Genomic DNA, 23,669 nt, shown 5'->3' on the forward strand with positions numbered 1-23,669 from the left:
ACATCGAATAACGATGTGTTGGGGTTTGGCTGCAGCTCCAAGCGCCCCGCAGAATAATCTCACTAACCGCGCCAATTACGGTGCAGTAAGGAAGTTAGCTATGGTATCTCCACAGACCAAGAAGCCAAATGACCCGTATGTCAATCAAACTAAGGAGCGCCGGGATGTAATCGTGAGCCTTTTTGCCGGAGTGTTTGCACTGGTTTACATTTTGCTCCAGCTCCGCCATCCGGTTCTTCATCAGCAGTTCCCCAGTGATCTGACCCTGCTTTTGCCCGAAGTGCTGGGAAGTGGCAAAGGGGTTCCTATCGAGGTTATGAGTGGTGGAGTCCTCTCCTTGTTTATTGCTGCGACTGTTGTTCGATGCGCTATCGTCGCCGCGATTGCCGTGCTCTGCGTGTTGTTCTCACTCTCGTACCTGAAGGGCGAGTTTTTTACAGTTAAGACTGCGCGACGAGTTATGGCTATCTCCTGGCTGGTAGCGATGTATCCGGCAAGTAGTTTCCTACAGCATATGGGTGAAAACTGGGTCGCAAGTGGCCTGAATCTGAGCGCGTGGTACCAGCGTGATCATGCCGATTTCAATGAGCACCTGGGAATATGGTTTGTGCTTATGATAGTCATCTCCACTCTCGGAGTTATGTTGTTCCGAGCTGCGCGAATGCAGGAAGATCAGGAAGGACTCATTTAAATGGCGAAGGTTGTGTGCCACTTAGATGAGCTGCTTGAAAGCCGCGGAATGACGTTGGCAGCCCTTTCCGAACAGGTCGGGGTCACTCCGGTCAACCTCTCAGTGCTGAAAAACAACAGGGCGAAGGCCGTGCGATTCACGACGCTCACTATGTTGTGCGAAGCTTTGGACTGCCAGCCAGGAGATTTATTCTCGGTGGAGTAAGTGTGTTCGCCGTCTGAGAAGTCTAGGGGTACTGGGCGCCCAACGAGCCCTAAGCTTCGTCGGCAAGCGTCGGGCGCACCGGGCGCGCAAGCTGCGTCATGTGCGTACGGCCGCGCAGCTCCACGGACTTCAGGGTGGTCCAGCGAGCCTGCTCGTCCTCGTTGGCCAGGCGAATGGTGGAAGCTGTGGCGAGCACGCGGCCCGGGGTGTCCTTGGCCAGCTCGGTCAGACGGGCAGCCTGGTTAACCGCGTCACCAATAACCGTGTATTCAAAACGGTCGCGGGCACCGATGTGGCCGGCAACGACGTGCCCGGCGGAGACGCCAATGCCAGCGCTGAGTTGGAGGTCGAGCAGTTCCTCGCGCAGTTCACGGGCGGCGGTGAGGGCGTGACCAGCCGTGTCGTCGAGGGGCAGGGGAGCGCCGAAGACAGCAAGAGCCGCGTCACCCTGGAACTTGTTGATAATGCCCTTATTGCGGTGCACACAGTCGACAACGTGGTCGAAGAACGCATTGAGTTCGCGGACAACGACCTCTGGCGAGTTCTTCTCCGCGAAGCTGGTTGAACCAATTACATCCACAAACAGCACCGCGACCAGGCGATTCTCGCCGCCCAAAGTTGGCTTTTCTTCCAAAGCCTTGCGGGCGACCTCAGATCCGACGTAACGGCCAAAGAGGTCACGGACCCGCTGACGCTCCTGCAAGCCACGCATCATTTCATTGAAGCCCGCTTGGAGGACACCCATCTCGGAGCCGTCGTAAATAGGCACGCGTGTTTCCACCTGGCCCTGGCGGACCTTGTTAATTGCGCCCGTGAGATCCCGAATCGGGTCAACGATGGACATGCTGGCCAGCATCGTGCCGAAATAGCCGGTAATCAGAGCCAGAATTGCCAGCGCGGTGATGGTGGGCAGCAAATCTGCCGCATCATCTGTGAATAGGCCACGGCGCTGACCAATCAGCACAAGCAGGATTGCCACCACTGGAACACCACTGGTCAACACCCATGTCTGGCGAAGGCGGTGACCAATCGGTGGCTCCAGCGAGGAATCCGGAGCCCGACGCGCCAGCGCCTCCACGGCGACCGGACGCACCATGCGCTCCGCAATCAGATAGGTCAACAGCGCCACCATGGCGCCACCGAGTACCGAGGTGAGCAGCACCATCAGGCCAATCTTGCTGTCATAGGCGAACGCGACTCCACTGAAGACAATCACGCCCAGAGACCAGATGACGGTACCCAAGAGTGCCTGATAGACAGGCACGCGCATGACCAGATATCGTACCCGCCGCGGATCGTGCATATCCGGATGACGCTGCCATTTCAACAACGGCTTGAACAGGATCCAAGTAGTGCCGATTCCCGCAATAATTGCCAGAACCAGGTAACCAGCCAGGGCATAGATGACCCCATTAGCCAACCGCGGCAGGTGAGTTTCTTGGTTCAGTGGCAACAGCATGCCGAGGAACAAGCCGACAATCATGGCTCCGACAAGGTTGCAGACGAAGATAAATGAGGCATAAGCAGGCCACATTGTCCCGCTTAGCCATTTCAGATTTCGCCAGAGCCGTTGCATGATTACTACCTTAGTGGCAACCCCGGATTGCAGGGAGTAGTTACCTCACAAGAGTCTCGTGGGGCGCGCTAGAGTTGTGGCCATGACAGAGCCGATGACAGAGCGCAGCGTGTTTTCTCGTATGCCCGAAACCGGTGGGGTTCGCCAGCGGCTGCAGGCTGCTGTGCGCGCTGCGCATTATCGCTTTGCCAACGGTCAACCGCTGGCAGGCGATGGGGTGGAGGTTTCGCCGGAAGGTGGGGACGCGGGGTCGTCGTTAAGCGATGTGCCACGCGACTCGGACATGACGCACGCCTGGCTGTTCACGGGACCTGCGGGGTCGGGGCGGTCGGTGACGGCGACGGCGTTTGCGGCGGCGCTGCTGTGCACGCGGCATGACAACCCCGGATGTGGCGAGTGCGAGGGCTGCCGGACGGCGCTGGCGGGAACGCATGGCGATATCAAGATTGTGCGCCCGGAGGGCACCATCATTTCCGTGGCGACGGTGAGGGACGAGCTGCGGCCCTGGGCCTACAAGATGCCCACAACGGCGGATTGTCGCGTGCTGATCATCGAAGATGCCGACCGTCTCAACGAATCCGCCTCAAATGCGCTGCTCAAGGTGGTGGAAGAACCGCCGCTGCGCACCGTCATCATCATGTGCGCACCAACGACGAACGCGGAGGATTTCTCCGTTACGCTCCGTTCGCGCTGCCGCCACGTCTATGTGCCGACGCCGCATATCGACGACGTTACAAACCTCCTGCGCGCAGAGCGGCCAGAGCTTACCGACGAGCAAGCGGTCTGGGCCGCGACGGTGTCCAACGGTCACATTGGGCGTGCGCGTGGCTTTGTCTCCGATGAGGGCTCGCGTGCCTGGCGGGGCAAGGCCCTGGATTTCGTAGAGGCCGTGTTCGACCCGGCGAAGTCGTATTTGGCGGCGCGAGAGTTAGCCAACGAAGTGGCTGGCGAGGTGAAGCGGCGGATGGAGCCGCTAGAGGCTGAGGAGCTGGAGAATCTCGAGCGCTCGTTGGGTGTAGGTGCGTCTGGCAAGGGTGCGCAGGCGGCGCTGCGCGGCTCTAAGGGCGTGATCAAGGAGCTGGAGGATAATCAGAAGCGGCGGCGCAGGCGCGCGGAGTCAGATCTGATTGACCTGTCGTTGACCGACATTATGGGGCTTTACCGTGACGCCCTGGTGCTGGCGTTTGGGGCGGAACGTGCTGGGTCTGCTTTTGACGCTTCTGTTTCAGATTCCGGCGCTGATTCCGAGTTTGGGGATGGCTCCGTCTATCTCATTAATCCGGACCGTCGTCGGACAGCCGCAGAGCTAGCCCGACGTCTTCCGCCGGAGGCGATATTGGCCTCCATCGATGCTGTCACCGAGGTGCGCGGCATGCTGGTGACCGCGGTGAAGTTGACGGTCCTGATGGATGAATTGATGGCTAAATTGCAGATCGCAGGGCAGGTTGGTCGCAGGTAAGCCGCGAAAAGCACCTAATTCAGCGGACTGCAGGCCCCATTTTGGTAGCGATGGGGGCAGTGCAGTAGTATTACCGCTTGTACATTTTGTGCAGGGTTATTTCTGCTTGCTTGAAAGCTCGGCGCAATGTGCGTGCCGCCTTAGCTCAGTCGGTAGAGCGTCTCACTCGTAATGAGAAGGTCGCGAGTTCGATTCTCGCAGGCGGCTCGGTTTTAAAACGGGATCCTTGGAAAAGGGTCCCGTTTTTTATTTTTTGGATCGGTCAAACATGAGGAGAGCGAATCCGGCGGCAAGCCGACGTGCGGTGATTCCCCGAAACGAATGGGGGCGGAAATCTCGGAGCCGGGGACTCTCAATCGAGTGTTTGCTACTGTTACTCAGCACATGGCAGGTACGCAGATACTAGGAGAACGCACGATGCGACAGCCCGGACACCAGCGATTAGTAGTGCGACCATCAGCGGGACGACTAGCTGCGGTTTTGGCGGCCGCGGCAATCATGCCTGCCGGTCTTGTGGCCTGCACCATCGACACGGAGGCTTCCAGAGCAGGAAGCGCTCAGCAAGCTGCCTCGGCGGAAACTCAAACGTCCTTGGCAGCTGAAGAAGAGGCCATGCAGATGCCGAACCCCACTCCGCCGAATGAGGAGTTTGCAATGCCTGATTCTGCTAACCCCGACGCAGTCGCTCCGGGCGACGCGCCACAACAGCAAGCTAATCGCGCTACTTCGCGTGCCGACGGCTCCAGCGCTGTAGCCGGCAAGGTCATCTACCTCGACCCTGGGCACGCCGGCACCCCACCACCTGCTGACCTGATGGTCACTGACGGTCGTGGTGGCCAAAAGCCGTGTAATACCTCCGGCACCGCTTCCAACGACGGCTTCCCGGAGCACGAGTTCAATTGGCTGATGGCGCAGGAAATCAAGCAGCTGCTCGAACAGCGCGGTGCTCAGGTGCTACTCAGCCGCGAGGATGACGCAGGTCGTGCAGATTGCATCGATGCCCGTGCAGAGAAGGAAAATGCCTCCAACGCCGATGCCGTGGTGAGTCTCCACGCTGACGGCGCTGGAGAGGGCAACCGCGGATTCCATGTGTCGGCGATTTCTCAGCCACTCGCCAATAATGACGAGCAGGGCTCTACCGCGCTGGCAACCGCCCTGCGCGATGCTTTCGTGTCAGCCGGTTTTGCTCCATCCAACTATCTCGGCAGCGAGGGGCTGAATCCACGCGCGGATCTCACTGGACTCAACCTATCGACGAAGCCAAAGGCACTGGTCGAATACGGCAACATGCGCGATAGCAGCGACATTGCCCTCTTGACTTCCAGCGAAGGCCGTCAGCGCTTGGCAGAGGCCACTGTGGCTGGGTTGGAAGGTTTCTTGGCGCAGTAGCCAACCGGCCAACACGCTAACTAGCCGGGTTTGCCTTAGCTTTCGGTGTCATCGCGTCGTAAGGCTCCATCATGGGGATATCCAGCATGGTGCTGGGGACACCGAAGGCGTCGACAAGCACCTCAGACCAGGGGCCAAGGGAATCAACAAGATCGGCCAAGCCCGCCCGCGCGCCCTTGGTGCGAGTACCGGTGAGCAGTGACTGCTCCAAGAACCAGCCGGCGTTATCGCAGACCACCGACAGGAAGAACACATCGCGAACCTGCTCGAGCACCTCTTGAGAGCGCTCATCTGTGAGTGTGGATTCAGCTTCAAAGAACGCTTCCAAAATCATGCGATCGATATGCGCCCACGCGCAGGAAATCATGTGGTCCTGGACCTTGTCCACCAGCTTCGCGGCCTTTTCCACAGGCAGTTTCCGCGCCGGGCGCAGCCTGCGAGCAAGGGACTTGAGAAGTCGATTCTCGCGCTCGATGAGCAATTGCATCTGGCTGGCGGGGTCAAAGAGCGAGGACTCATCAGCGTCAGTCAGCGCATCCAAGAGGTTCTGAACGACGGCGTCCGCACCGGTGCGACGGCGCAAAATGCCACTGAAATTGTCGAGGCCGAAGCGCACCATTTCCAGGTTGGAAAAACTCTGTACCTCCCGGGCAAAACCACCCAAAAGTTCCTTGGTGACCAGCTGCAACATCACCACGTTGTCGCCCTCAAAGGTAGTGAATACGTCAGAGTCCTCTTTGAGAATGGTCAACAGGTTCTCCGCCATGTAGCCAGCTCCACCGGTGGCCTCACGCATCTCCTGGATGGCATCGGTGGCATGCGCGGTGTTGGCGACCTTCAATGCGGCGGCATGTGCCTCCGCTTCACGTAGATCGCGAGCCTGCTCCGGGGTTAGATTCGCACGGTCCAGCCCTTCCGCTTCGAGGTCGTGAATCCGCTTGATCAGCAGGTTGGTGGCAAATTGCAGACCGTACGAACGCGCAATGCGGGGGAGTAGTCGGATTCGGTGCTGGCGGTGCTCAATGAGTTTCTTTTCCGGCAGCGAATCGTCGGGAGCAAATTGGCGCCGCAAGTGTGCGTACTTGGTGCCGATGGTCAGTGCGGTGCGGGTTGCCGCACCAGCGGCCGCACCGACTGTCACGCGGCCGCGCACGAGGGCACCGAGCATCGTGAAAAACCGTGCATTGGGGCTGCCAATATCGCTGCTGTACTCGCCAGCGGCCGAGACATCTGCGAAACGGTTAAGCAGGTTCTCCCGCGGCACGCGGTAATGGTCGAACATGAGAGTGCCGTTGTCCACGCCCAAGAGGCCACCTTTGGTGCCGTGGTCGCCAATCGCAACCCCGTCGACAGGCGAACCGTCATCATTGCGGATCCGGGCAACAATGCAGTGCACACCATGGGATTCTTCTTGTCCTGGTGTGTAGAGCTGGCAAAAAACCGCAGCCCAGCGCCCATCGCGCGCGGCGTTGCCCAAAAACCATTTCTCAGAGGAAGCTGTCGGCGAATTGAGGATGAATTCTTCCGTCTCGGGGTCGTAATGTGCCGTGGTTTCGAGTGATTGCACGTCCGAGCCGTGGCCGCGTTCGGTCATCGCAAAGCAGCCGAGAGCCCGCAGCTCAATGAGGTCACGCACCAACTCGCTGTGACGCTCAGTCCCCAGATTGCTGACAGCGCCGCCGAAAAGGCCCCACTGCACTCCGGACTTCACCATCAACGACAAGTCGGTGTGGCCGAGCATTTCAATCCCGGAGAGTGTCCCGCCGGTATCTCCTGTGCCTCCCTGGTCAGTGCGGAAAGCACCATAGGGCATGCCGGTCTTAAGCACCTTGGACAACGCCTCGGTGGTGTGCTGCCTGGCCTCCTCCACGGTCAGCCCAGAGGTGGGCCGCAGGGTGGGGTCTTCTAAAAGGGCGCGGACATCAGCGCGCGCCTCGGGGAAATAGCCGTCCAGGACCTTTTGCAGTGCGCGTGCCACTTCCGGTTCCGGACGGGAGGGGAGTGTCTTCGGAGCGTCGGTCGAGCGCCGGCGGGGGATTCGCGTGGAGCTGGAAGAATTCTGTGCCATAACCCAACGTTAATGGGATATCTGGGGCTTGTCAGTCGCTTTCGACTGAGAAACTCATGAGGAAATCGGGGCCACGGGTCGGAAACAAGCTACCGGGATAGAACGAAGGCGGAAACGCAAAAGCCGTCGTCAAGCAAATACCGCGTTGTGCAGTGCTTGACGACGGCTCGCGTAATCAGACCCTCGGTGGGGCAGACCCCCTAGCTGTGGGAACTAGACGCGCGACTTAACTTCGTCGAGGTTAGTTTCCGGGTGCTCGATGAGGTCTCGGTCTTCAAGACCCTTCGGCAGCAGGAACAGGGCAATCAGTGCCGGGATAGCCATGGCCATCAGGTAGATGGAGATGTAGAACGGGTTACCGGTGGCGTCCATGATCATCTGGGCAATCATCGGTGCGAATGCACCACCCAGGACAGCGCCGATGGCGTAAGCGATGGAAGCGCCGGAGTAGCGAACCTCAGCCGGGAACATCTCGGAGTACATGGCCGGCTGCGGGCCGAAGGTCAGTGCCAGCGGCAGAGTGAGGACTGCGACGGTCATGACGTAGAGGAACGGGCCCTTATCCAGGAGGCTCCACATGACGGCTTCCCAAATCATGATTAGGACGTAGCCGATGATGAAGGTCTTTGCGCGGCCGATACGGTCGGACCAAGCGCCGGCCATGAACATGAAGATGGTCCAGCAGATACCGGCGACGAGAGTGCCTGTCCAAGCGACGGTTGCGGGGTAGCCCAGTGTCTTCTGTGCGTAAGCGCCGAAGAATGCGATCACGAGGTAACCGGTGGCCTGCTGAGCAGCGAAGATCAGGGCGCCCTGGATAACCTTGCCCCAGTGGTTGCGGAAGAGCTCCGGCAGCGGAGCGGAGCGCTCAGCAGACTCAGCCTGCATAGCCTGGAAGACCGGGGACTCATCGACGGTGCGACGAATCATGTAACCAATCAGAACCAGGATGAAGGACAGCAAGAATGGCACACGCCAACCCCAGTCCATGTAGGCTTCCTCGCCGATGATAGCCATAACAATCAGCATGGTGCCGGTAGCCAGGGTCAGACCCAGGGGAACACCGGCCTGCGGGAATGCGCCGTAGATACCGCGCTTTTCCTTCGGTGCGTACTCCACGGACATCAGGGCCGCACCGCCCCATTCGCCACCCGCGGAAAGGCCCTGGAAGATACGGAGCAGGACCAGCAGGATAGGTGCAGCGATGCCGATTGACTCATAAGTCGGCAGCAGACCGATACAGAAAGTAGCTGCACCCATGCCGATGAGGGTGAAGACCAGAATCATCTTGCGGCCGTAGCGGTCACCGATATGGCCGGCGACGATAGCGCCAAGCGGGCGGAAGAGGAAGGAAATACCCAGGGTTGCCCAGGCGAGCACCTGAGCGACCTGTGGGTTCGACTTCGCAGCCGGCTCGATGAAGTGCGGAGCGAGCACGATAGCTGCGGCCTGAGCGTAAATCAGGAAGTCATAAAACTCGATGGTCGTACCCACGAGAGTTCCCGTGAGCACCTTGCGGCGCTGCTTGGGATCATTCGCGATGATCGAAGTAGTCATAAATAACAAGACTTTCTTTACATACCCGTCCGCACGGCCATCGAGGACCTTGGCGATCTCAGCGGTCGTGCAGAAATCGCCCCAGGTTTTTCTCAGCCAGCGTTTGGGGAATGGACAGATTGTTTGACGGTGTCGAATTCTTACACAGCCAGACCGGTAGCGACCAGCGTTTGAACTTCAGCGAGCGATGACAAAAAGTGGGCAACGGGGGTAATGGGGGTTGGTGAATGGCGGTAGATTTCCTTTGTTTGTGACCGAATTCATTTTCTAGATGTCTGAAAAAGGTGGAATCGGGGGTATGTAAAGGGTGTGGAATGGATGCTACTTAACGACGGGCCGTTTCCGGCCTGATGTGCGCGAGCTGAGGGCCGTTCGTGTGTGAGACAGTCTTAAATAGGTGAAATCTGCGTTTTATGGCTGTTCGGCTACCCCCACATTGAACTAATTTGTAATTATATAATCAGAAATTGTGTGAATAGTGTGGCGAAAGTGACGCAAGATACGAAAGAAGTAACGGAACAATAACGATGTAGTGTCGAAAAGGTCATTGCCCCCGGATGGGGCGGGGATGCAAGGTCGGCAACATGCCACCCCGAGACGGGGGTGTGAGCCCCAGGTTTCAGGGGCATTTGTGCCGAGACCAACCCGAGGTGACCAAACTGGGCACGCCACCGCATTAGCCACCACTCCACTAGCCGCCACAGCACTAACCGACTCAGTTGCCCCGCCCCGCCTGCTCAACTATCTCGGCACACCTCTTGTGGTTAGCTCCGGTGGCTTAAATCTGCACCATTGTGCGTAAGGCGCTGGGGACCGTCGTAAAGTAAACGACATGTCTTCTCACGCAGGAACTAACGGCAATGAAAATGAGGTACCTCACGGCAGGGCCAAATCCAATAAGGGCACGCCGTTGTGGTTGCTTGCCGCAATTGCAGTTTTCGCCGTCGCGTGGGGTGGCAACGAATTCACGCCGCTGATGGTGATGTACCGCGAAAATGCCGACCTGGCGCCGGTGTTTATTGACCTTCTATTGCTGGTCTACGCCCTCGGTATCGCGCCGGCACTGCTGATTTCCGGCCCAATCTCGGACCGTATCGGCCGTAAGCCGGTGATGCTCGCCGCGCCGGTTCTCTCGATTTTGGGGTCGACTCTTATTGCGTTGGGCGAGACTACCGCCCCGCTTATCCTTACCGGTCGCTTTATCTCTGGCTTGGCAGTCGGCATTGTCATGGCCGTGGGCGGCTCGTGGGTAAAGGAGCTCTCTGATTCGCGCTTTGACCCCAAGGCCAAGTCAACCTCAGGCGCGAAGCGTCAGTCCATGGCGCTGACCTTGGGCTTTGGTCTGGGTGCGGGAATTGCCGGCACGCTAGCGCAGTTCGCACCGCTGCCGGGGCAGTTGGCTTATATCATCCACATCCTGATTTCTATCCCGACAATCTTCGGTCTGGTGGCTGTGCCGGAGACCCGCCAGTCTCCGCACCTGGGCGGCAGCAACGCCCCGCACGAAAGCGTCTGGGAGTCCCTGCGTACCCCTTCGGTAACTAACCGTCGCTTCCTGCTCGTCGCCGCGATGGGAGCGCCGTGGGTCTTCGGTGCAGCCGGTGTTGCCTACGCAATCATTCCGTCGTTGCTGCAGGACCACGTCTCCCAGCCAGTGTTCTACTCCGCGATGGTCACACTGTTCGCGCTACTCTGCGGTTTTGGTATTCAGCAGATTGGTCCCCGCTTTGTGACCGAGCACAACGCCCGCGGTTCGCTAATCGCAATTGGCATTGTGGTTATCGGTATGGGCTTGGCGGCCTGGATGTCCACCAACCCCACCGCAGTGACGGCGTTCATTGCAGCGCTGGTGTTGGGTGCCGGCTACGGTCTGTCCATGTTTACCGGCCTCAACGAGGTACAGCGCATCGCTGGCCCGCGCGATATGGCTGGTCTGACCGGTATCTTCTACTGTCTGACCTACATCGGCTTCGCATTCCCGGCAATTCTGACCAAGCTCTCCGAGTCCATCTCCTGGATGACCTACCCGGTCATGCTCGGTGGCGGTATGGTCATCGCCATCTTGATGGGCTTGGTTATTTTCTTCAATTCCACTGTCAACCTGCCACAGCGCGCTGAGTAATCTCGCATTCCTCGGAAGACTAATCAACCCCGTCAATGTGAGGTTGGCACACGTATAAGCGGTTTTCCTTACTAAGCGCCTATAGTTCTTCCTATGGAGAAGCACAAGAACGAATCACCGGCCACCGCGATGACAGAATCGTCGGCAAGCGCGAAACCGCGCGCGCTGGTGACGGGTGGTGCGGGATTTATCGGTTCGACGCTGGTTGACCGGCTACTGGCTGAAGGGTACGCGGTCACGGCGCTGGACGATCTCTCCCACGGAAAGCTGGAAAACCTCCAGCAGGCATCGCTTAACGACGACTTTGAGTTCATAACCGCCGATGTGCTGGAGGTGGACTGGGACGAGCTGCTCGAGCAAAGCCGCCCGGAGGTTATTTTCCACCTCGCAGCGCAGATTGATGTTCGGATTTCCGTGGCCGACCCGGTGCGAGATGCGACGCTGAACATCATTGGCACAATCAAACTTGCCGATGCGGCCCGAAAGCACGGTGTCCGCAAGGTTGTGTTTACATCTTCGGGCGGTTCCATCTACGGCACGCCGGAGGAGCTTCCGGTGACGGAAAACGTGCCGGTCAATCCGATGAGCCCCTATGCCGCCTCAAAGGCAACGGGCGAACTGTACTTGAATATGTTCCGCAATCTTTACGGGCTCGAATGCTCGCACATCGCGCCGGCGAATGTGTACGGCCCGCGGCAGGATCCGCACGGCGAGGCCGGTGCGGTTGCTATTTTCGCCCAGCGACTGCTGGCGGGAGAGCCAACCAAGGTATTCGGTGACGGAGGAAATACCCGCGACTATGTCTATGTCGACGATGTGGTGGATGCTTTCTACCGCGCATCCGGCGAGGTCGGTGGTGGAATGCGCTTTAATATTGGCACCGGCGTAGAAACCTCGGATCGGCAGCTGCACTCGTTGGTGGCGCAGGCTGCGGATGCCGAGGATAATCCAGAGTTTGCACCGCCGCGCACTGGTGATGTGGCGCGGTCGGCGTTGGATCCCACGCGGGCGCGTGAGGTACTCGGCTGGGAGCCAGCTATGAGTATTCAGGAAGGTGTTGCTCGTACTGTGGAGTACTTCCGGAATCGGGGCTAGCGCAGCTTACGCGGGCGGCTTCGCGCAGTCGTCCGCGTAGGTTAGCCGTGAGTCAGCCAGGTTACTTGCCAGCTTCCTCCGCGCGCTTGGCGTGGATGAGAGCCAGCTCGATATTGTCCTCGAACACGTCGAGAGGCTGTGCGCCCGAGACGAACTGAGTACCAACGAGGAAGCCCGGAGTACCGGAAATGCCCAGCATGGAACCGAACTGGGTGGCATTCTCGACCGCCTCGGTCCACTTGCCGTCCTTAAGCTCCTTTTCAAAGCGCTTCATGTCCGGCACACCGGCCTCACGAGCGACGGCAATCAGTTCCTTTTCAGTGAACTCCGGGTGGCCCTGGCCCTTTTCGCCGGCCTTCTTAAACAGCGCACGGGAGAACTCCCAGAACTTGCCCTGAGCTGCCGCGGCACGGCCGGCCTCAGCGTCCTTGATGGCCTTCTCACCATTGATGGCCATATCGTTCCACTCCAGGCGGACCAGTCCCTCATTGACGTACTTTTCCACGAGGGCAGACTCGGTTTCGTTTGCGAACTTCGCGCAGAACGGGCATTCGAAGTCCGAGTAGATTGAGATTACGACCGGCGCATCCACTGCACCGAGAGCAAAAGGATCATTTTCATTGCGGCGGTGGACATTGTCCATATCCTCCGGGGACTTCAGCTGCGCTCCCGCCTTTGGGCCGTAGATGCTGGCGTCGAAAGAGCCATTCGGGCCAGGTACAGGCGCAATTTCCCCCTTGCCTGGTGCAACGCCCGCCATGTTGACGGTGCTCACGCCGTTGAAGCTAGCCGAACGCGAGCCAGCGAAGAAGCCCGCTGCGCCGACAACGATCAATGCGACGACAGCTAGCGCCCATGCGGCGTTCGGAATCGAGTACCACGACTTGGTTTTTCCATCACTGTCGGCAGACCAGGACTCCAAGTCCTGTTCAGTGGGTACCGGCTGAGAAGCCTGCTGGGGTTCCTGCTGTGTCCCCTGCGGCGCTGCGTCTGCCGAGGGCTGCTGCGAATCGCTGCTGTTGTCAGCGGCGATGTTGTCCTTATTTTCTTCGCTCATGGCTTCTATGGAACCACAGCCTCAGATTCACATGCGCTTAGCGTGCCGATTAGTCGGACGGAGCGTTGTTCTCGGCGTTCGTCGCGCTGTCTTTTTGGCTGCTGTTCTGGCTGCCCGAAATCACAATTTCTTCTTCCGGACGCACAGCGGTCTTCAAGGCCACTGCACGAGCCAGTCGCGCGTAGCGTAGCTCCTGTTCGCGGAAGCGAATGTAGGACGACACCGTGGTAAACACGAACGCCAACACCAGTACGTAGAGCAGCAAATCGGTGCCCCGGGTCACACCAATCCAGTTGGCCACCACGGTCAGATCGTCGGGACGCACGATTGCCCACAGGCACGCGATGACGAAAACGACGAATCCCAGTTTCACGCCCGCCTTGGCGCGCGCTTTACGACGGTTAGCGACGAAGTAAGCCACCAGGCCCACCATCGCCAGCAGCAAAATAATTTGAACGATGGATGCGGTCATGGCAGCCTCTTCGAAATCAGGGAGTCGGCAAGGATATTGACACCGTTGAACAAGGATTGCCCTTTGGACATGGAGTATTCCGTGTAGAGGATATCCACCGGCTGCTCAGCGGTACGCCAACCTCTGCTGTCCATGACCTCGACAAATTCGGAGGCATGGCTCATGCCGTTCATGCGCAGGTTCAGTTGCTCTGCCACCGTGCGGTTGAAGGCGCGTAGGCCGTTGTGGGCGTCGGTAAGCCCGAGCCGGCGCGTGCGTGGTGACAACATGACCACCGTCTTGAGGACAATTCGCTTAATCAGCGGCACCTGGTCATCCTCGGCGCGAGGGCGGCCGAAACGGGTTCCCACAATGATGTCGATTGGTTCGGTGCGCAGTCGCTGCACCATAGCGACGACGTCCTTGACCTGGTGCTGGCCATCGGCGTCGAAGGTGACAAAGTACTTCGATCCAGCCTGCGCGCGAGCGTATTCCACGCCGGTCTGGATAGCGGCACCTTGACCCAAATTGACAGGGTGGTTGACCAGGTGAGCGCCGGCCCTGTGGATCTCCAGGCTGGAGTTATCCGAAGAGCCGTCGTTGACCGCGACAATGTTGGGGAAGGTCTCGCGAGCGTGCTCGAGAACCTCACGAATAACCTGGCCCTCGTTGTAGCACGGCACAATCAGCCAGGTGTCCGAGAAATCCATGTTGTCAGTCATCGCTCCGAAGCCTACCGCACAAACAATCGTCGATATGCGCGTGACATGAGCTGAGTTGGCAAAAGTCGGAAAAGTGTCCGCACCGCCAAGTTAAATACCGCCCGCGGCCGGGAAATCAGTCCCTCAGCTACCAGCGTGCGCTGGAGCTGGCGTTCACCGCGGATGATGCCGCGCGAGGTTCGTCGCTCGAACATGCCGTCGGCGCGGAAGTACACCAGCGGCTCGGGCAGATTCTTAAACTTCGCGCCGGCGGCCATGAGGCGCACCCAGAGGTCATAGTCCTCCATCAGACGGATGTCGCGATATCCGCCGACCTCACGCACCTTCGCCGTGCGCAGCATCGAGGAGGGGTTATTTACAGGCGAATTGATCTTGATATAACGCGCAATCTCGGCGTGCGTCTGCGGCAGAGTCCGCACGCGCACCACATTGTTCGGCGTGCCCTCGAACTCCGCCATTGCACTGCCCAATACATCCAACTCCGGGTCAGCGGTCAGCGCGTCCCACTGCTTTTCAAATCGGTCCGCACGCGCAATATCGTCCGCATCCAGCCGCGCCACCCATGGTGTTTCCACCAGCCGAAGACCCGCCTGCGAAGCCACTCCCGAGCCACCATTTTCCGCACACCGCAGCACTGTCATCTCCGAATGCGCCTGTTCATGCTTGACGACGACCCGGTCGAGTTCCTGCCCAATCGGGCCATCGATGACCACAATGACGTGCGCGGCCGGACGCGTCTGGTTCCACAGCGACTGCAGCGCAGTATCGAGCTGGTCGGGGACGACGCGGTGGTAGACGGTCATGAGAACCGTGAGGTCAGTGATGGTGGACATGTGAGTCTCGAACCTTGGGAGTTGCAGGGGGATATGGACGGTGCTTTTTGGGACGGCATCGGATGCGGGTGGTGTTATTCCACCGCAAAAGCCTCCGATACGGCTGACCTGGCAGCACGTGGGGAAAGTGTGCGCAGCGCAAGCAGGTGAATGGCAACACCTACTGCAGAGCCTACGGCGATAGCCGCGACCGTGCGTACCGACAGGTGCCCAGGGAGGAAAAGAATGGCAACGGCGATCGTGGTCGCAGCCAACCAACCGATCAGATACATATGGTGCTTCTCCACTGCCAAGGTGACCGAGCCGGTAATCATCAACATGGCGGTCAACGTCGCACCGAGCGTCAGCGCCGCGAGCACCGGCCCGGACACGTGATAGCTATCGTCCAGGATGAGAGTCATGATCCACGGGCCGATGAGCCATGCCAGGCCCGCCCCGAAGGTGCCGAAAGCAGCCAGCGCCCCCAACGGCTTGGCCAGCGCTGCCAGCACGCCCTCGGAGCGATGCCGGACAAAGCTCACAATGATGGCGTTTTGGAACTTCTCCAAGGGCATGAGCAGCGGAGCGCGGGTCAGCGTTACGGCGTAGGCGATTCCCGCAATGGTCACTGCTGCGGTGAAGTTGTTGGCATGCGGCGGGGTAAGTGACTCGGCTATCCCGGCGCCAGTGGTGACCGCTTCGCCGGCAATCTTGACGATTGTCGGAAAACCTGTGACCAGCACAGCAGATGCGCCAGATGCGCCCATGGCCGTGACCATGAGAGTGATGAAGCGGCGCACCGGGACGTCGGCACGCGCGAACATGACCGAGCGGGTTGCCGAGGAAAACAGCGCGAGAATAAGCCAACTGACTGTCCCGAACACCGTAATAATCAGCCAGGCCAGCAGACCCCAGCTGAAGTACCAGGCGACGAGTGCCAGTGCTACGCGCACGAGAATGTCGATCATGATTAGGGCGGCGTAGGGGCCCCACAGCTGGCGGCCGCTGAGCAGACCCGAGGTGGTGGCCTGCATCGAGTACAGAGCAAGGCCAGAGGCCATGAGCAGAATTGCAGTGCCGGCATCATCCTGCACGACCAGTGGGGCCCACAGCGGACCCGTCACTGCCATGGTGATGAAAGTAACTGCGGCGACGCCCAGCGAAACTGTGATGGGACGAGCGCCGAGAGTTTGACCCGTTTCGGTAGCTGTCTGCTCCTGTTCCTGCTCCGGCTTCTGCTCTGGGGTCTGTTCACGGGGCCGCTCCCGCTTCCGGTTCCGCGCTTCCGCAGCACCAATCGCGCGCGTGGTCTCCTGCATCAACCCGCCGAGAACACCCGTGAGCGCGAAGAACAGTCCCCAAAACGCCACGAACTGCAGGTTTATAGCATTGGGAAGTGCGCGGGCCGAGATAATCAGCACCGCGAAGCTGCCTATCGCGGCGACAATCGTGGCCAGCGACAACCATTTGAAACCGGACATTGACAGGCCTCTAGCTCTCTAATCCTTGGCCTTCGAGTAGCCGAGCTTTGCAAACTGAGCAGCCAGCTTCTCGACCACGATTGGAGCACCATTATCGCCGATGCCCTGGTCAGCAGGGGAGCGCGTTGGGTCAGTGGGGAAGTCCGGCAAGGAGCTGCGTGACAGCCAGGAGTCAAAGATGACATCCAGGTGCGAGGTGGTGATGCCACGCTCACGGCACACGCGGTTGGCCAGTGCGCGGAAGTCCACTGCATCGACCACACTGTGGCGGTTAGTGGTGGTCCACTTGCGCACCAGGTCGAAGAACACCTCGTCGCCCAGCAGCAGACGCAGAGCGTGCACAGTCAGCGCGCCGCGCTTGTACAGACGGTCGTCGAACATCAGCTTTGGCCCTGGGTTGGCAATCACGATGTCCTGCTCTTCCTCAAGCAGATCCAGGTAGTGCTTGCGGGCGTGCACATCTGCGCTGGCACCACCGCTGACCTCGGACCACACCCACTCGGAGTAGCAGGCAAACCCTTCGTTGAGCCAGATATCGCGCCACTGCGAAATGCCGACACTGTTGCCGAACCACTGGTGCGACAACTCGTGGGCGATCAGTCGATTCCACGTGTCCTTGCCGTCGGCGTGGTTGGCACCGAAGATGGAAAGCCCCTGAGCTTCAATGGGGATCTCCAGATCATCCTCACAAATGACCACCTGGTAGGCGCGGAAGGGGTAAGGGCCAAAGAGCTTGGCGAATTCATCGAGCATGCGCCCCTGATCGCGGAAGTCATGGCGAGCATTGGCCACCAGCTCAGAAGGCACCCACGCCACCACAGTCGAGGTTTCACACGGCAGCTCGACCTTCTTAAACTGACCGACATTGATGGTGGCCAGGTAGGAGGCCATGGGCTCCTCGGTGACAAACCGCCAGCGGCGGCGCGATCCGCCCACGTTCACCGGAGCGTCGGCAAGCCCTGGTGCGACGACCTCGTAGGGAGCGTCGGTGACCATCGTGAACTCGTAGAACGCCTTGACCTCGGGATCGTCATCGCAGGGGTACCACGATGCCGCGCCCACCGGCTGCGATGCCACGAGTGCACCGTTTTCGAGTTCCTCCCAGCCAATTTCGCCCCACTTCGAGCGCACCGGACGTGGCGTGCCCGAGTAAGTCACAATCAGCCGCAGCGTCTCGTCGGGAGCCAACTCGCGGTCAAAGGTGACGCGCAGCTTGCGTCCCGAATGGCGCCAGCGCTTTACATCGATTGAGTGTGCCTGCGAATCGGAAATCGCATCCACCGAATCGACCCCCAGCGCATCCGCAAAGTCGAGCGTGATGTGTGAGGTCCAAGCATTGATTTCGATATGCAGAGTCGCCGTCGCCTTCAGACGATTCGGCCCGACCCGATAATCGAGGTCCAGCTCGTATTTGTTCACCCGGAAACCCAGGTTGAACGCAATACCGGTATAAGGATTAGTGAAATCAGCGCTACTCACGGCTGTTACCTTACTTGAGCTTGTTCCACAGCCACGTAGATATGAGTGCCTCGACGAACGCGACCTGCGAATTATCCGCCGCACCGGCGTGGCCTCCTTCGGTATTTTCGTGATAATCCACCGGCTGTCCCGCTTCCTCCAGCAGCCACGCCAGGCTCCTCGCATGTGCCGGGTGGACACGGTCATCCCTGGTAGACGTCGTAATCAACGCTGGTGGGTAGGCGCGCTGCTCTCGCTTGACGACGCGCTGGACCGGCGAATACTGCGCAATCGCAGCCCGCTCGGTGGGGTCGTCCGGGTTTCCATATTCGGCCATCCAGGAGGCTCCTGCGGACAGCTTGTGGTAGCGCATCATGTCCGCCAGTGGCACCTGGGACACCACCGCTCCCACTAACTCCGGGTAGGAGGTGAGGCAGACTGCGGTCAGCAGCCCGCCGTTGGAACCACCGCGCACGCCCAGCTGTTCGCGCGTGCAGTAGCCACGTGCAACCAAATCGCGCAGTACGGCCTGATGATCCTCATAGACCCTCATCCGCTCAGTCTTGACCACCGAGGAGTGCCAGGTCGGGCCAAATTCGCCACCGCCACGCAGGTTGGCCTCCACGAAGTAGCCGCCCCGATCGAGCCAGGTCAGTCCACGAATCGCCGAGTACTGTGGGACCAGCGAGACCTCGAAACCGCCGTAGGCGTGCACGAGGGTAGGGGCTGGGTTCGGAGTGGGTGTGGCTGTGGTTGTCTCTGCACTAGCGCCTGCGTCGAAGCGGCCGGTGATGCGATACGGAATCCGCGTGCCATCGGCCGAGGTCGCCCAGTGCTGCCGCGTCTCCATCCCCTCACTGTCGAAGAGCGCCGGAGCACGCCGCACTTCCGTGAGCGGGTTGCCGACTTGCCCGTACCAGAGAGTTGCCGGCTGCGTTGCCGAGGTCGACACCAACCAGATTTCATCGTCGCGTTCAGAGGCCGTATCAATCACGCTCACAGTGGCCTGTGCCGGTAACTCGCCGAAAGCCTCCACCGGCTCCCACGAGCCCTCCCGCAACACGACCAACTTCGTCGCCACATCCTCCAACAGCGTCAACACCAGGAAGTTCTTCGTCCACGCCAGCTGCTGGAACGAGGTGTGCGCATCAGGGGTGAAAATCACCTCCACCTCACGCGAGCCCGCCAGCCACTTTTCGAGCTCCACAACGGCCACGCCACCAGCCGGAATGCCATTGAACTCTGTGCGGGGCATCAGCACCAACCACTGCCGATGGACACTCGTGCGACAGTCCTGCGGCACCTCCAGAATCTGCAGGGAAAAGTCCCCATTCTGCTGCGCCGCCAACTTGCCCGGACGCTCCGCTGCCACGAACCGCTGCGAATTATAAAAATCATGCGCACGCTCGACAAACAGCCGCTCAAAACCCTCCGTCGCGTCGAACCAGCCGCCCACGGCCACATCATCACTGTGGCCCGAGAAAACCACATCCGCGCTTGACGACGGCGTGCCGCGCCGCCACCTACGCACCTGCCGCGGGTAGCCCGAATCCGTCAGTGACCCCGGACCAAAGTCACTGCCAACGAGAATTTCGTCACGACCCAACCAACAGACATCGGACTTCGCCTCCGGGAGGTAGAACGACTCATCCTCGACAAAAATGCAGTTGACGAGGTCAAACTCCCGCACCACAGTGGCATCGGCGCCGCCGCGAGAGAGCAGAATCAACGCGCGGTCATACTCCGGATAGCGGCACACCGTGCCCTTCCAGACCCAGTTTTCTCCCTCGGCTTTCGCCAGCGCATCGAGGTCGATGAGAGTTTCCCACTCGGTCGCCTGCGGATCGTCCTGGCCAGCCAGATAGCTCTGCAACGACGTCCGCCGCCACAGGCCCCGCGGATGCTCGGCATCCCGCCAGAAGTTATAGAGGTACTCGCCGCGCCGCACCGGGTATGCGATCCGGGCATCGGTGTTGAGCGCAGCCAGGATGCGTTGTTCCAGGTTGGTGCGGTCGCTGGTGTCGTCGGCAAGCGAATCGACGCCTGCGACGGTGGCCTCCGACTGCGTGCGGGCCCACGCCAGCGCCTGGGAGCCGTCGATATCGTCCAGCCAATCGGGGACAAGGTCAGTGGAGAGGAAGGAGAGATTGTTGCCCAAGTCGGTGTCCGTGTCGGTGCCCATGCCCACCACCGTAGCCGACCGCAGTAGGTAAAACCGGGACTCGCGCGTGAAGTAAAGACAAGTCGTGCGTAGACTTGTGCACGTGGCTGAACATTTTGATCTTGTAGTACTCGGCGGCGGTCCTGGCGGATACGTCGCAGCAATCCGTGCATCCCAGCTGGGCCTGAAGACTGCCGTGGTGGAGAAGCAATACTGGGGCGGTGTCTGCCTCAACGTTGGCTGTATTCCATCCAAGTCTCTGTTGAAGAACGCCGAGGTGGCGCACATTTTCAACCATGAGGCTAAGACCTTCGGTATCTCCGGCGATGTCTCCTTTGACTTCGGTGCCGCACACGCGCGTTCGCGCAAGGTGTCCGCGGGCATCGTCAAGGGCGTTCATTTCCTGATGAAGAAGAACAAGATCACCGAAATCAACGGTTTCGGTGAATTCACTGGCCCGACCTCCATGGCCATCACTGATGGCGATGACGAAGGCAAGGAAATTACCTTCGATAAGGCGATTATTGCGACCGGCTCTGTCGTCCGTTCCCTGCCGGGCGTTGAGGTCGGCGGCAACATCGTTTCCTACGAAGAGCAGATTCTCTCCGACGAGCTGCCGGACTCCATGGTTATCGTCGGCGCTGGCGCCATCGGTATGGAGTTCGCATACGTCTTGGCTAACTACGGCGTGGATGTCACCATCGTCGAGTTCATGGACAACGTTCTACCGAACGAGGACGCAGACGTCTCCAAGGTTATTGCCAAGGAATACAAGAAGCTGGGCGTCAAGCTCATGACCGGACACAAGACCACCTCCATCGTGGACAATGGTGACTCGGTTGAGGTCAAGGTCGAGGCCAAGGATGGCGGCGACGAGCAGACTCTGACCGTCGACCGCGTTATGGTCTCCATCGGCTTCGCACCGCGCACCGAGGGCATCGGCCTGGACAAGGCCGGTGTTGAGCTGGGCGAGCGCGGCGAGATTGTCATCGACGAGTACATGCGCACCAACGTCGACAACATCTACGCCATCGGTGACGTCACCATGAAGCTGCAGCTGGCACATGTCGCTGAGGCACAGGGCGTTATTGCAGCTGAGCACATGGCGGGTCACGAGACCGAGACAATCCCGGACTACAACATGATGCCGCGCGCAACCTTCTGTAACCCACAGGTTGGTTCCTTCGGTAAGACCGAGGCACAGGCCAAGAAGTGGGCAGAGGAGAACGGTCGCGAGATTAAGGTCTCCACCTTCCCGTTCTCTGCCAACGGTAAGGCGCAGGGTCTGGCGGAGCCGGTTGGTTTCGTGAAGCTCATTGCAGATGCCGAATACGGCGAGCTGCTGGGTGGCCACATGGTGGGCGCCAACGTTTCCGAGCTCATGCCGCAGCTGGTTCTGGCGGAGAAGTACGAGCTGACCACTGAGGAAATCGGCCGCGCCGTTCACATTCACCCGACCATGTCCGAGGCCATGAAGGAAGCAGCCGAGGGCGTTATGGGCAAGATGATTAACCTGTAAGAGGTTGTGGCTTTGGCCTAGGGCCAGTTTTCGCTGGTCCCGGCTCAGGTAGATACGAGTTAGTTCTTAAGTTTATGACAGTTTGACCGTGAAAATCGGTGCGAAAGTGTCATAAACTTAAGCACTTTCTTTTTGGGGTCTTCTTCTTTGAGGCATCCTGCGCAAACCAAGCCCCCGCAAACAGGCCGACCCTGCGCCCGTCGTAAAGCGAATTAGTACGGTGAGACGGTGGAGCGGTGCATGTTGATGTCGATATCCCGATGAATCGGCGGGAACGCGCGCTGCGGACATGCCTCGCGGGAGCAGACCCTGCAGCCGGCACCGATCGGAGTGGCGGCGTCGAGGTCCGCGAGATCGAGACCATCGGCGTACACGGTGCGCTCAGCGTGACGGGCCTCGCAGCCCAAACCGATGGCAAAAACCTTACCTGGCTTGCCGAAACGTGCCGCGTGATGCTCCACGGTCCGCGAGATCCACATGTACGGCCGACCATCCGGCATGAGCGCGACCTGCCGCATGACCTTGCCGGGGTAGGAGAAAGTCTCGTAGACGTTCCACAGCGGGCAGGTACCGCCCGAATGCGTGAAGTGGAAGCCCGTGGCGGATTGACGTTTGGACATGTTGCCCGCGCGGTCGACGCGCACGAATGTCCACGGGATACCGCGCAGGCTGGGACGTTGCATCGTGGACAATCGGTGGCAGATGGTCTCGTAGCCCACGCCGTAAGTGCGCGACAACAGCTCGATGTCGTAGCGCTTCGACTCAGCCATCGCATGGAACGACTCATACGGCAGAATCAGCGCCGCCGCGTAATACGTCGCGACTCCGCGCTGCGCCAGCTTCCGCGACTCCTCCGACATGAAATGCCCGGACGCGACAGCCTCGGAAATGGTCTCGCCCTGCTCCAAAAACCCCAGCTCCGTGGCCATGCGGAAGGCCCGCTGCCCCGGCGAGAGGTGCCGCGCGAGGTAGAGCGTCTTCGTCCGCCGATCAAGGCTGTGCTGCACATCGCCTAACGACGATTCCAGCGCAATCCGAATCCCATGGTCGTTGGACAGCCTGTCGGCCAGCACAGAGACCACATCGGTGGTCTCGTCGGTGATGCGCAGCTCGCGAGCCAGCTCCTCGGCGGCGGTGTCGACCGAAGCGATGTAGTTCTGGCGGGCATAGAAGTAGTCGCGGACCTCCTCATGTGGCATGGTCAGCGCCTGTGAGCCGGAGGCGGTGTCGGTGCTGTTGCCGAAGTTGCGCTCCTCGGTGGCCAGAGAGAGTTTGTCTGTGACGTTGCGGTAGCGGCGGTGGATATCCACCATGATGCGGGCGATGTCGGGATGGTCGCGAACCATTTCCGAGATCTCCTGCAGGTCCATGGGGGACTTAGCGATCTCCTTGTCCATCACCACGTCCTGAACCTCAGCGAGGAGGCGAGAATCGTCATCGCGGGAGAAGAAAGTCGCGTCAACGCCGAATGTGTCCGTGATGCGGAGCAGCACGGGCACAGTCAGCGGGCGGACGTCGTGCTCAATCTGGTTGACGTAACTAGCCGAGAGGCCCAACGCCTGCGCGAGCGCAGCCTGGCTGAGGTCGCGCTCGCGGCGTAGCTGGCGGAGGCGGGATCCGACATAGGTTTTCGACATACTGCCCAGCATATCGCGGGCTTTGCTGAACTTGTGTAGAGAACCGTTGCAACCTTTGCTTGCGTGTGTAGGTGCTGAGGTTCTCAGGCACGCTTCACGACGGCCCGGAGTCGACATGTCGATAAACACACAAAAACACCCAGCGAGGGCTGCAAGTGCAACCCTCGCTGGGTGTTGAAGTTAGGTCCTTGACCTAAGTCCTAAGCCGAG

The 23,669-nt window shown here is 59.8% G+C and carries 18 protein-coding genes and 1 tRNA gene; 8 read left to right on the plus strand and 11 right to left on the minus strand.

The window, feature by feature from the left end:
* The first annotated feature begins 100 nt into the window (after window positions 1-100).
* Together CRD18_RS08760 and CRD18_RS08765 are read left to right on the plus strand one after the other, a co-directional pair.
* Window positions 101-691 carry a hypothetical protein gene (locus CRD18_RS08760; RefSeq protein ID WP_016421941.1) on the plus strand — a complete coding sequence of 197 codons (591 nt, stop codon included), beginning with the start codon at window positions 101-103 and terminating at the stop codon, window positions 689-691.
* Window positions 692-895 carry a helix-turn-helix transcriptional regulator gene (locus tag CRD18_RS08765; protein ID WP_005511351.1) on the plus strand — a complete coding sequence of 68 codons (204 nt, stop codon included), beginning with the start codon at window positions 692-694 and terminating at the stop codon, window positions 893-895.
* Window positions 896-944: 49 nt separating this feature from the next.
* Here the strand turns inward: CRD18_RS08765 and CRD18_RS08770 are convergent, their stop codons facing one another.
* The gene (locus tag CRD18_RS08770; protein WP_187269918.1) at window positions 945-2,471 is read right to left on the minus strand and encodes an adenylate/guanylate cyclase domain-containing protein; all 1,527 of its coding nucleotides are present in this window, start codon (window positions 2,469-2,471) and stop codon (window positions 945-947) included.
* Between the two features lie 82 nt (window positions 2,472-2,553).
* On the opposite strand from CRD18_RS08770, the gene CRD18_RS08775 reads away from it, so the two are divergent.
* From CRD18_RS08775 to CRD18_RS08785, 3 genes are all read left to right on the plus strand, one after another.
* On the plus strand, window positions 2,554-3,930 hold the full coding sequence (locus CRD18_RS08775; RefSeq protein ID WP_149421197.1) for a DNA polymerase III subunit delta': 1,377 nt from the start codon (window positions 2,554-2,556) through the stop codon (window positions 3,928-3,930).
* A gap of 134 nt (window positions 3,931-4,064) precedes the next feature.
* Window positions 4,065-4,137, plus strand: a tRNA-Thr gene (locus CRD18_RS08780).
* 210 nt (window positions 4,138-4,347) lie between these two features.
* Window positions 4,348-5,319: an N-acetylmuramoyl-L-alanine amidase gene (locus tag CRD18_RS08785; protein ID WP_070604936.1), complete on the plus strand. Its 972-nt coding sequence runs from the start codon at window positions 4,348-4,350 to the stop codon at window positions 5,317-5,319.
* Between the two features lie 16 nt (window positions 5,320-5,335).
* Here the strand turns inward: CRD18_RS08785 and CRD18_RS08790 are convergent, their stop codons facing one another.
* Together CRD18_RS08790 and CRD18_RS08795 are read right to left on the minus strand one after the other, a co-directional pair.
* Window positions 5,336-7,387: an acyl-CoA dehydrogenase family protein gene (locus tag CRD18_RS08790; RefSeq protein ID WP_016421947.1), complete on the minus strand. Its 2,052-nt coding sequence runs from the start codon at window positions 7,385-7,387 to the stop codon at window positions 5,336-5,338.
* A 213-nt stretch (window positions 7,388-7,600) separates the two neighbouring features.
* Window positions 7,601-8,944 carry an MFS transporter gene (locus CRD18_RS08795; protein ID WP_048732297.1) on the minus strand — a complete coding sequence of 448 codons (1,344 nt, stop codon included), beginning with the start codon at window positions 8,942-8,944 and terminating at the stop codon, window positions 7,601-7,603.
* 832 nt (window positions 8,945-9,776) lie between these two features.
* Between CRD18_RS08795 and CRD18_RS08800 the strand changes: the two genes are divergently transcribed.
* Complete coding sequence (locus CRD18_RS08800; RefSeq protein ID WP_187406667.1) at window positions 9,777-11,066, plus strand: MFS transporter; 1,290 nt, start codon at window positions 9,777-9,779, stop codon at window positions 11,064-11,066.
* 129 nt (window positions 11,067-11,195) lie between these two features.
* Window positions 11,196-12,161, plus strand: a complete 966-nt coding sequence (locus tag CRD18_RS08805; RefSeq protein ID WP_187406699.1) for a GDP-mannose 4,6-dehydratase — start codon at window positions 11,196-11,198, stop codon at window positions 12,159-12,161.
* A 61-nt stretch (window positions 12,162-12,222) separates the two neighbouring features.
* Here the strand turns inward: CRD18_RS08805 and CRD18_RS08810 are convergent, their stop codons facing one another.
* The 7 genes from CRD18_RS08810 to CRD18_RS08840 form a co-directional block, all read right to left on the minus strand.
* Window positions 12,223-13,218: a thioredoxin domain-containing protein gene (locus CRD18_RS08810; protein ID WP_049172390.1), complete on the minus strand. Its 996-nt coding sequence runs from the start codon at window positions 13,216-13,218 to the stop codon at window positions 12,223-12,225.
* A gap of 49 nt (window positions 13,219-13,267) precedes the next feature.
* Window positions 13,268-13,690: a DUF2304 domain-containing protein gene (locus CRD18_RS08815; protein ID WP_049172389.1), complete on the minus strand. Its 423-nt coding sequence runs from the start codon at window positions 13,688-13,690 to the stop codon at window positions 13,268-13,270.
* Window positions 13,687-14,379, minus strand: a complete 693-nt coding sequence (locus CRD18_RS08820) for a glycosyltransferase family 2 protein (protein ID WP_038629309.1) — start codon at window positions 14,377-14,379, stop codon at window positions 13,687-13,689. The genes CRD18_RS08815 and CRD18_RS08820 overlap by 4 nt, the downstream gene beginning before the upstream one ends.
* Window positions 14,380-14,402: 23 nt before the next feature.
* Entirely contained in the window at window positions 14,403-15,224 is an 822-nt protein-coding gene (locus CRD18_RS08825) for a glycosyltransferase (protein ID WP_187406668.1), read from the minus strand.
* Between the two features lie 74 nt (window positions 15,225-15,298).
* Window positions 15,299-16,684: a hypothetical protein gene (locus CRD18_RS08830; RefSeq protein ID WP_070601331.1), complete on the minus strand. Its 1,386-nt coding sequence runs from the start codon at window positions 16,682-16,684 to the stop codon at window positions 15,299-15,301.
* Window positions 16,685-16,702: 18 nt separating this feature from the next.
* A complete protein-coding gene (locus tag CRD18_RS08835; protein ID WP_187406669.1) occupies window positions 16,703-18,163 on the minus strand; it encodes a M1 family metallopeptidase in 1,461 nt (486 codons plus the stop codon).
* A gap of 10 nt (window positions 18,164-18,173) precedes the next feature.
* On the minus strand, window positions 18,174-20,324 hold the full coding sequence (locus tag CRD18_RS08840; RefSeq protein WP_187406670.1) for a prolyl oligopeptidase family protein: 2,151 nt from the start codon (window positions 20,322-20,324) through the stop codon (window positions 18,174-18,176).
* Between the two features lie 82 nt (window positions 20,325-20,406).
* Between CRD18_RS08840 and lpdA the strand changes: the two genes are divergently transcribed.
* The gene (gene lpdA / locus CRD18_RS08845) at window positions 20,407-21,822 is read left to right on the plus strand and encodes a dihydrolipoyl dehydrogenase (RefSeq protein WP_038629314.1); all 1,416 of its coding nucleotides are present in this window, start codon (window positions 20,407-20,409) and stop codon (window positions 21,820-21,822) included.
* Window positions 21,823-22,034: 212 nt separating this feature from the next.
* Here the strand turns inward: lpdA and ramB are convergent, their stop codons facing one another.
* Window positions 22,035-23,459 carry an acetate metabolism transcriptional regulator RamB gene (gene ramB / locus CRD18_RS08850; protein WP_038629316.1) on the minus strand — a complete coding sequence of 475 codons (1,425 nt, stop codon included), beginning with the start codon at window positions 23,457-23,459 and terminating at the stop codon, window positions 22,035-22,037.
* Window positions 23,460-23,669: the final 210 nt, after the last annotated feature.

It is taken from the genome of Corynebacterium sp. LK31 (assembly GCF_014335015.1).
GTDB lineage: Bacteria > Actinomycetota > Actinomycetes > Mycobacteriales > Mycobacteriaceae > Corynebacterium > Corynebacterium jeikeium_D.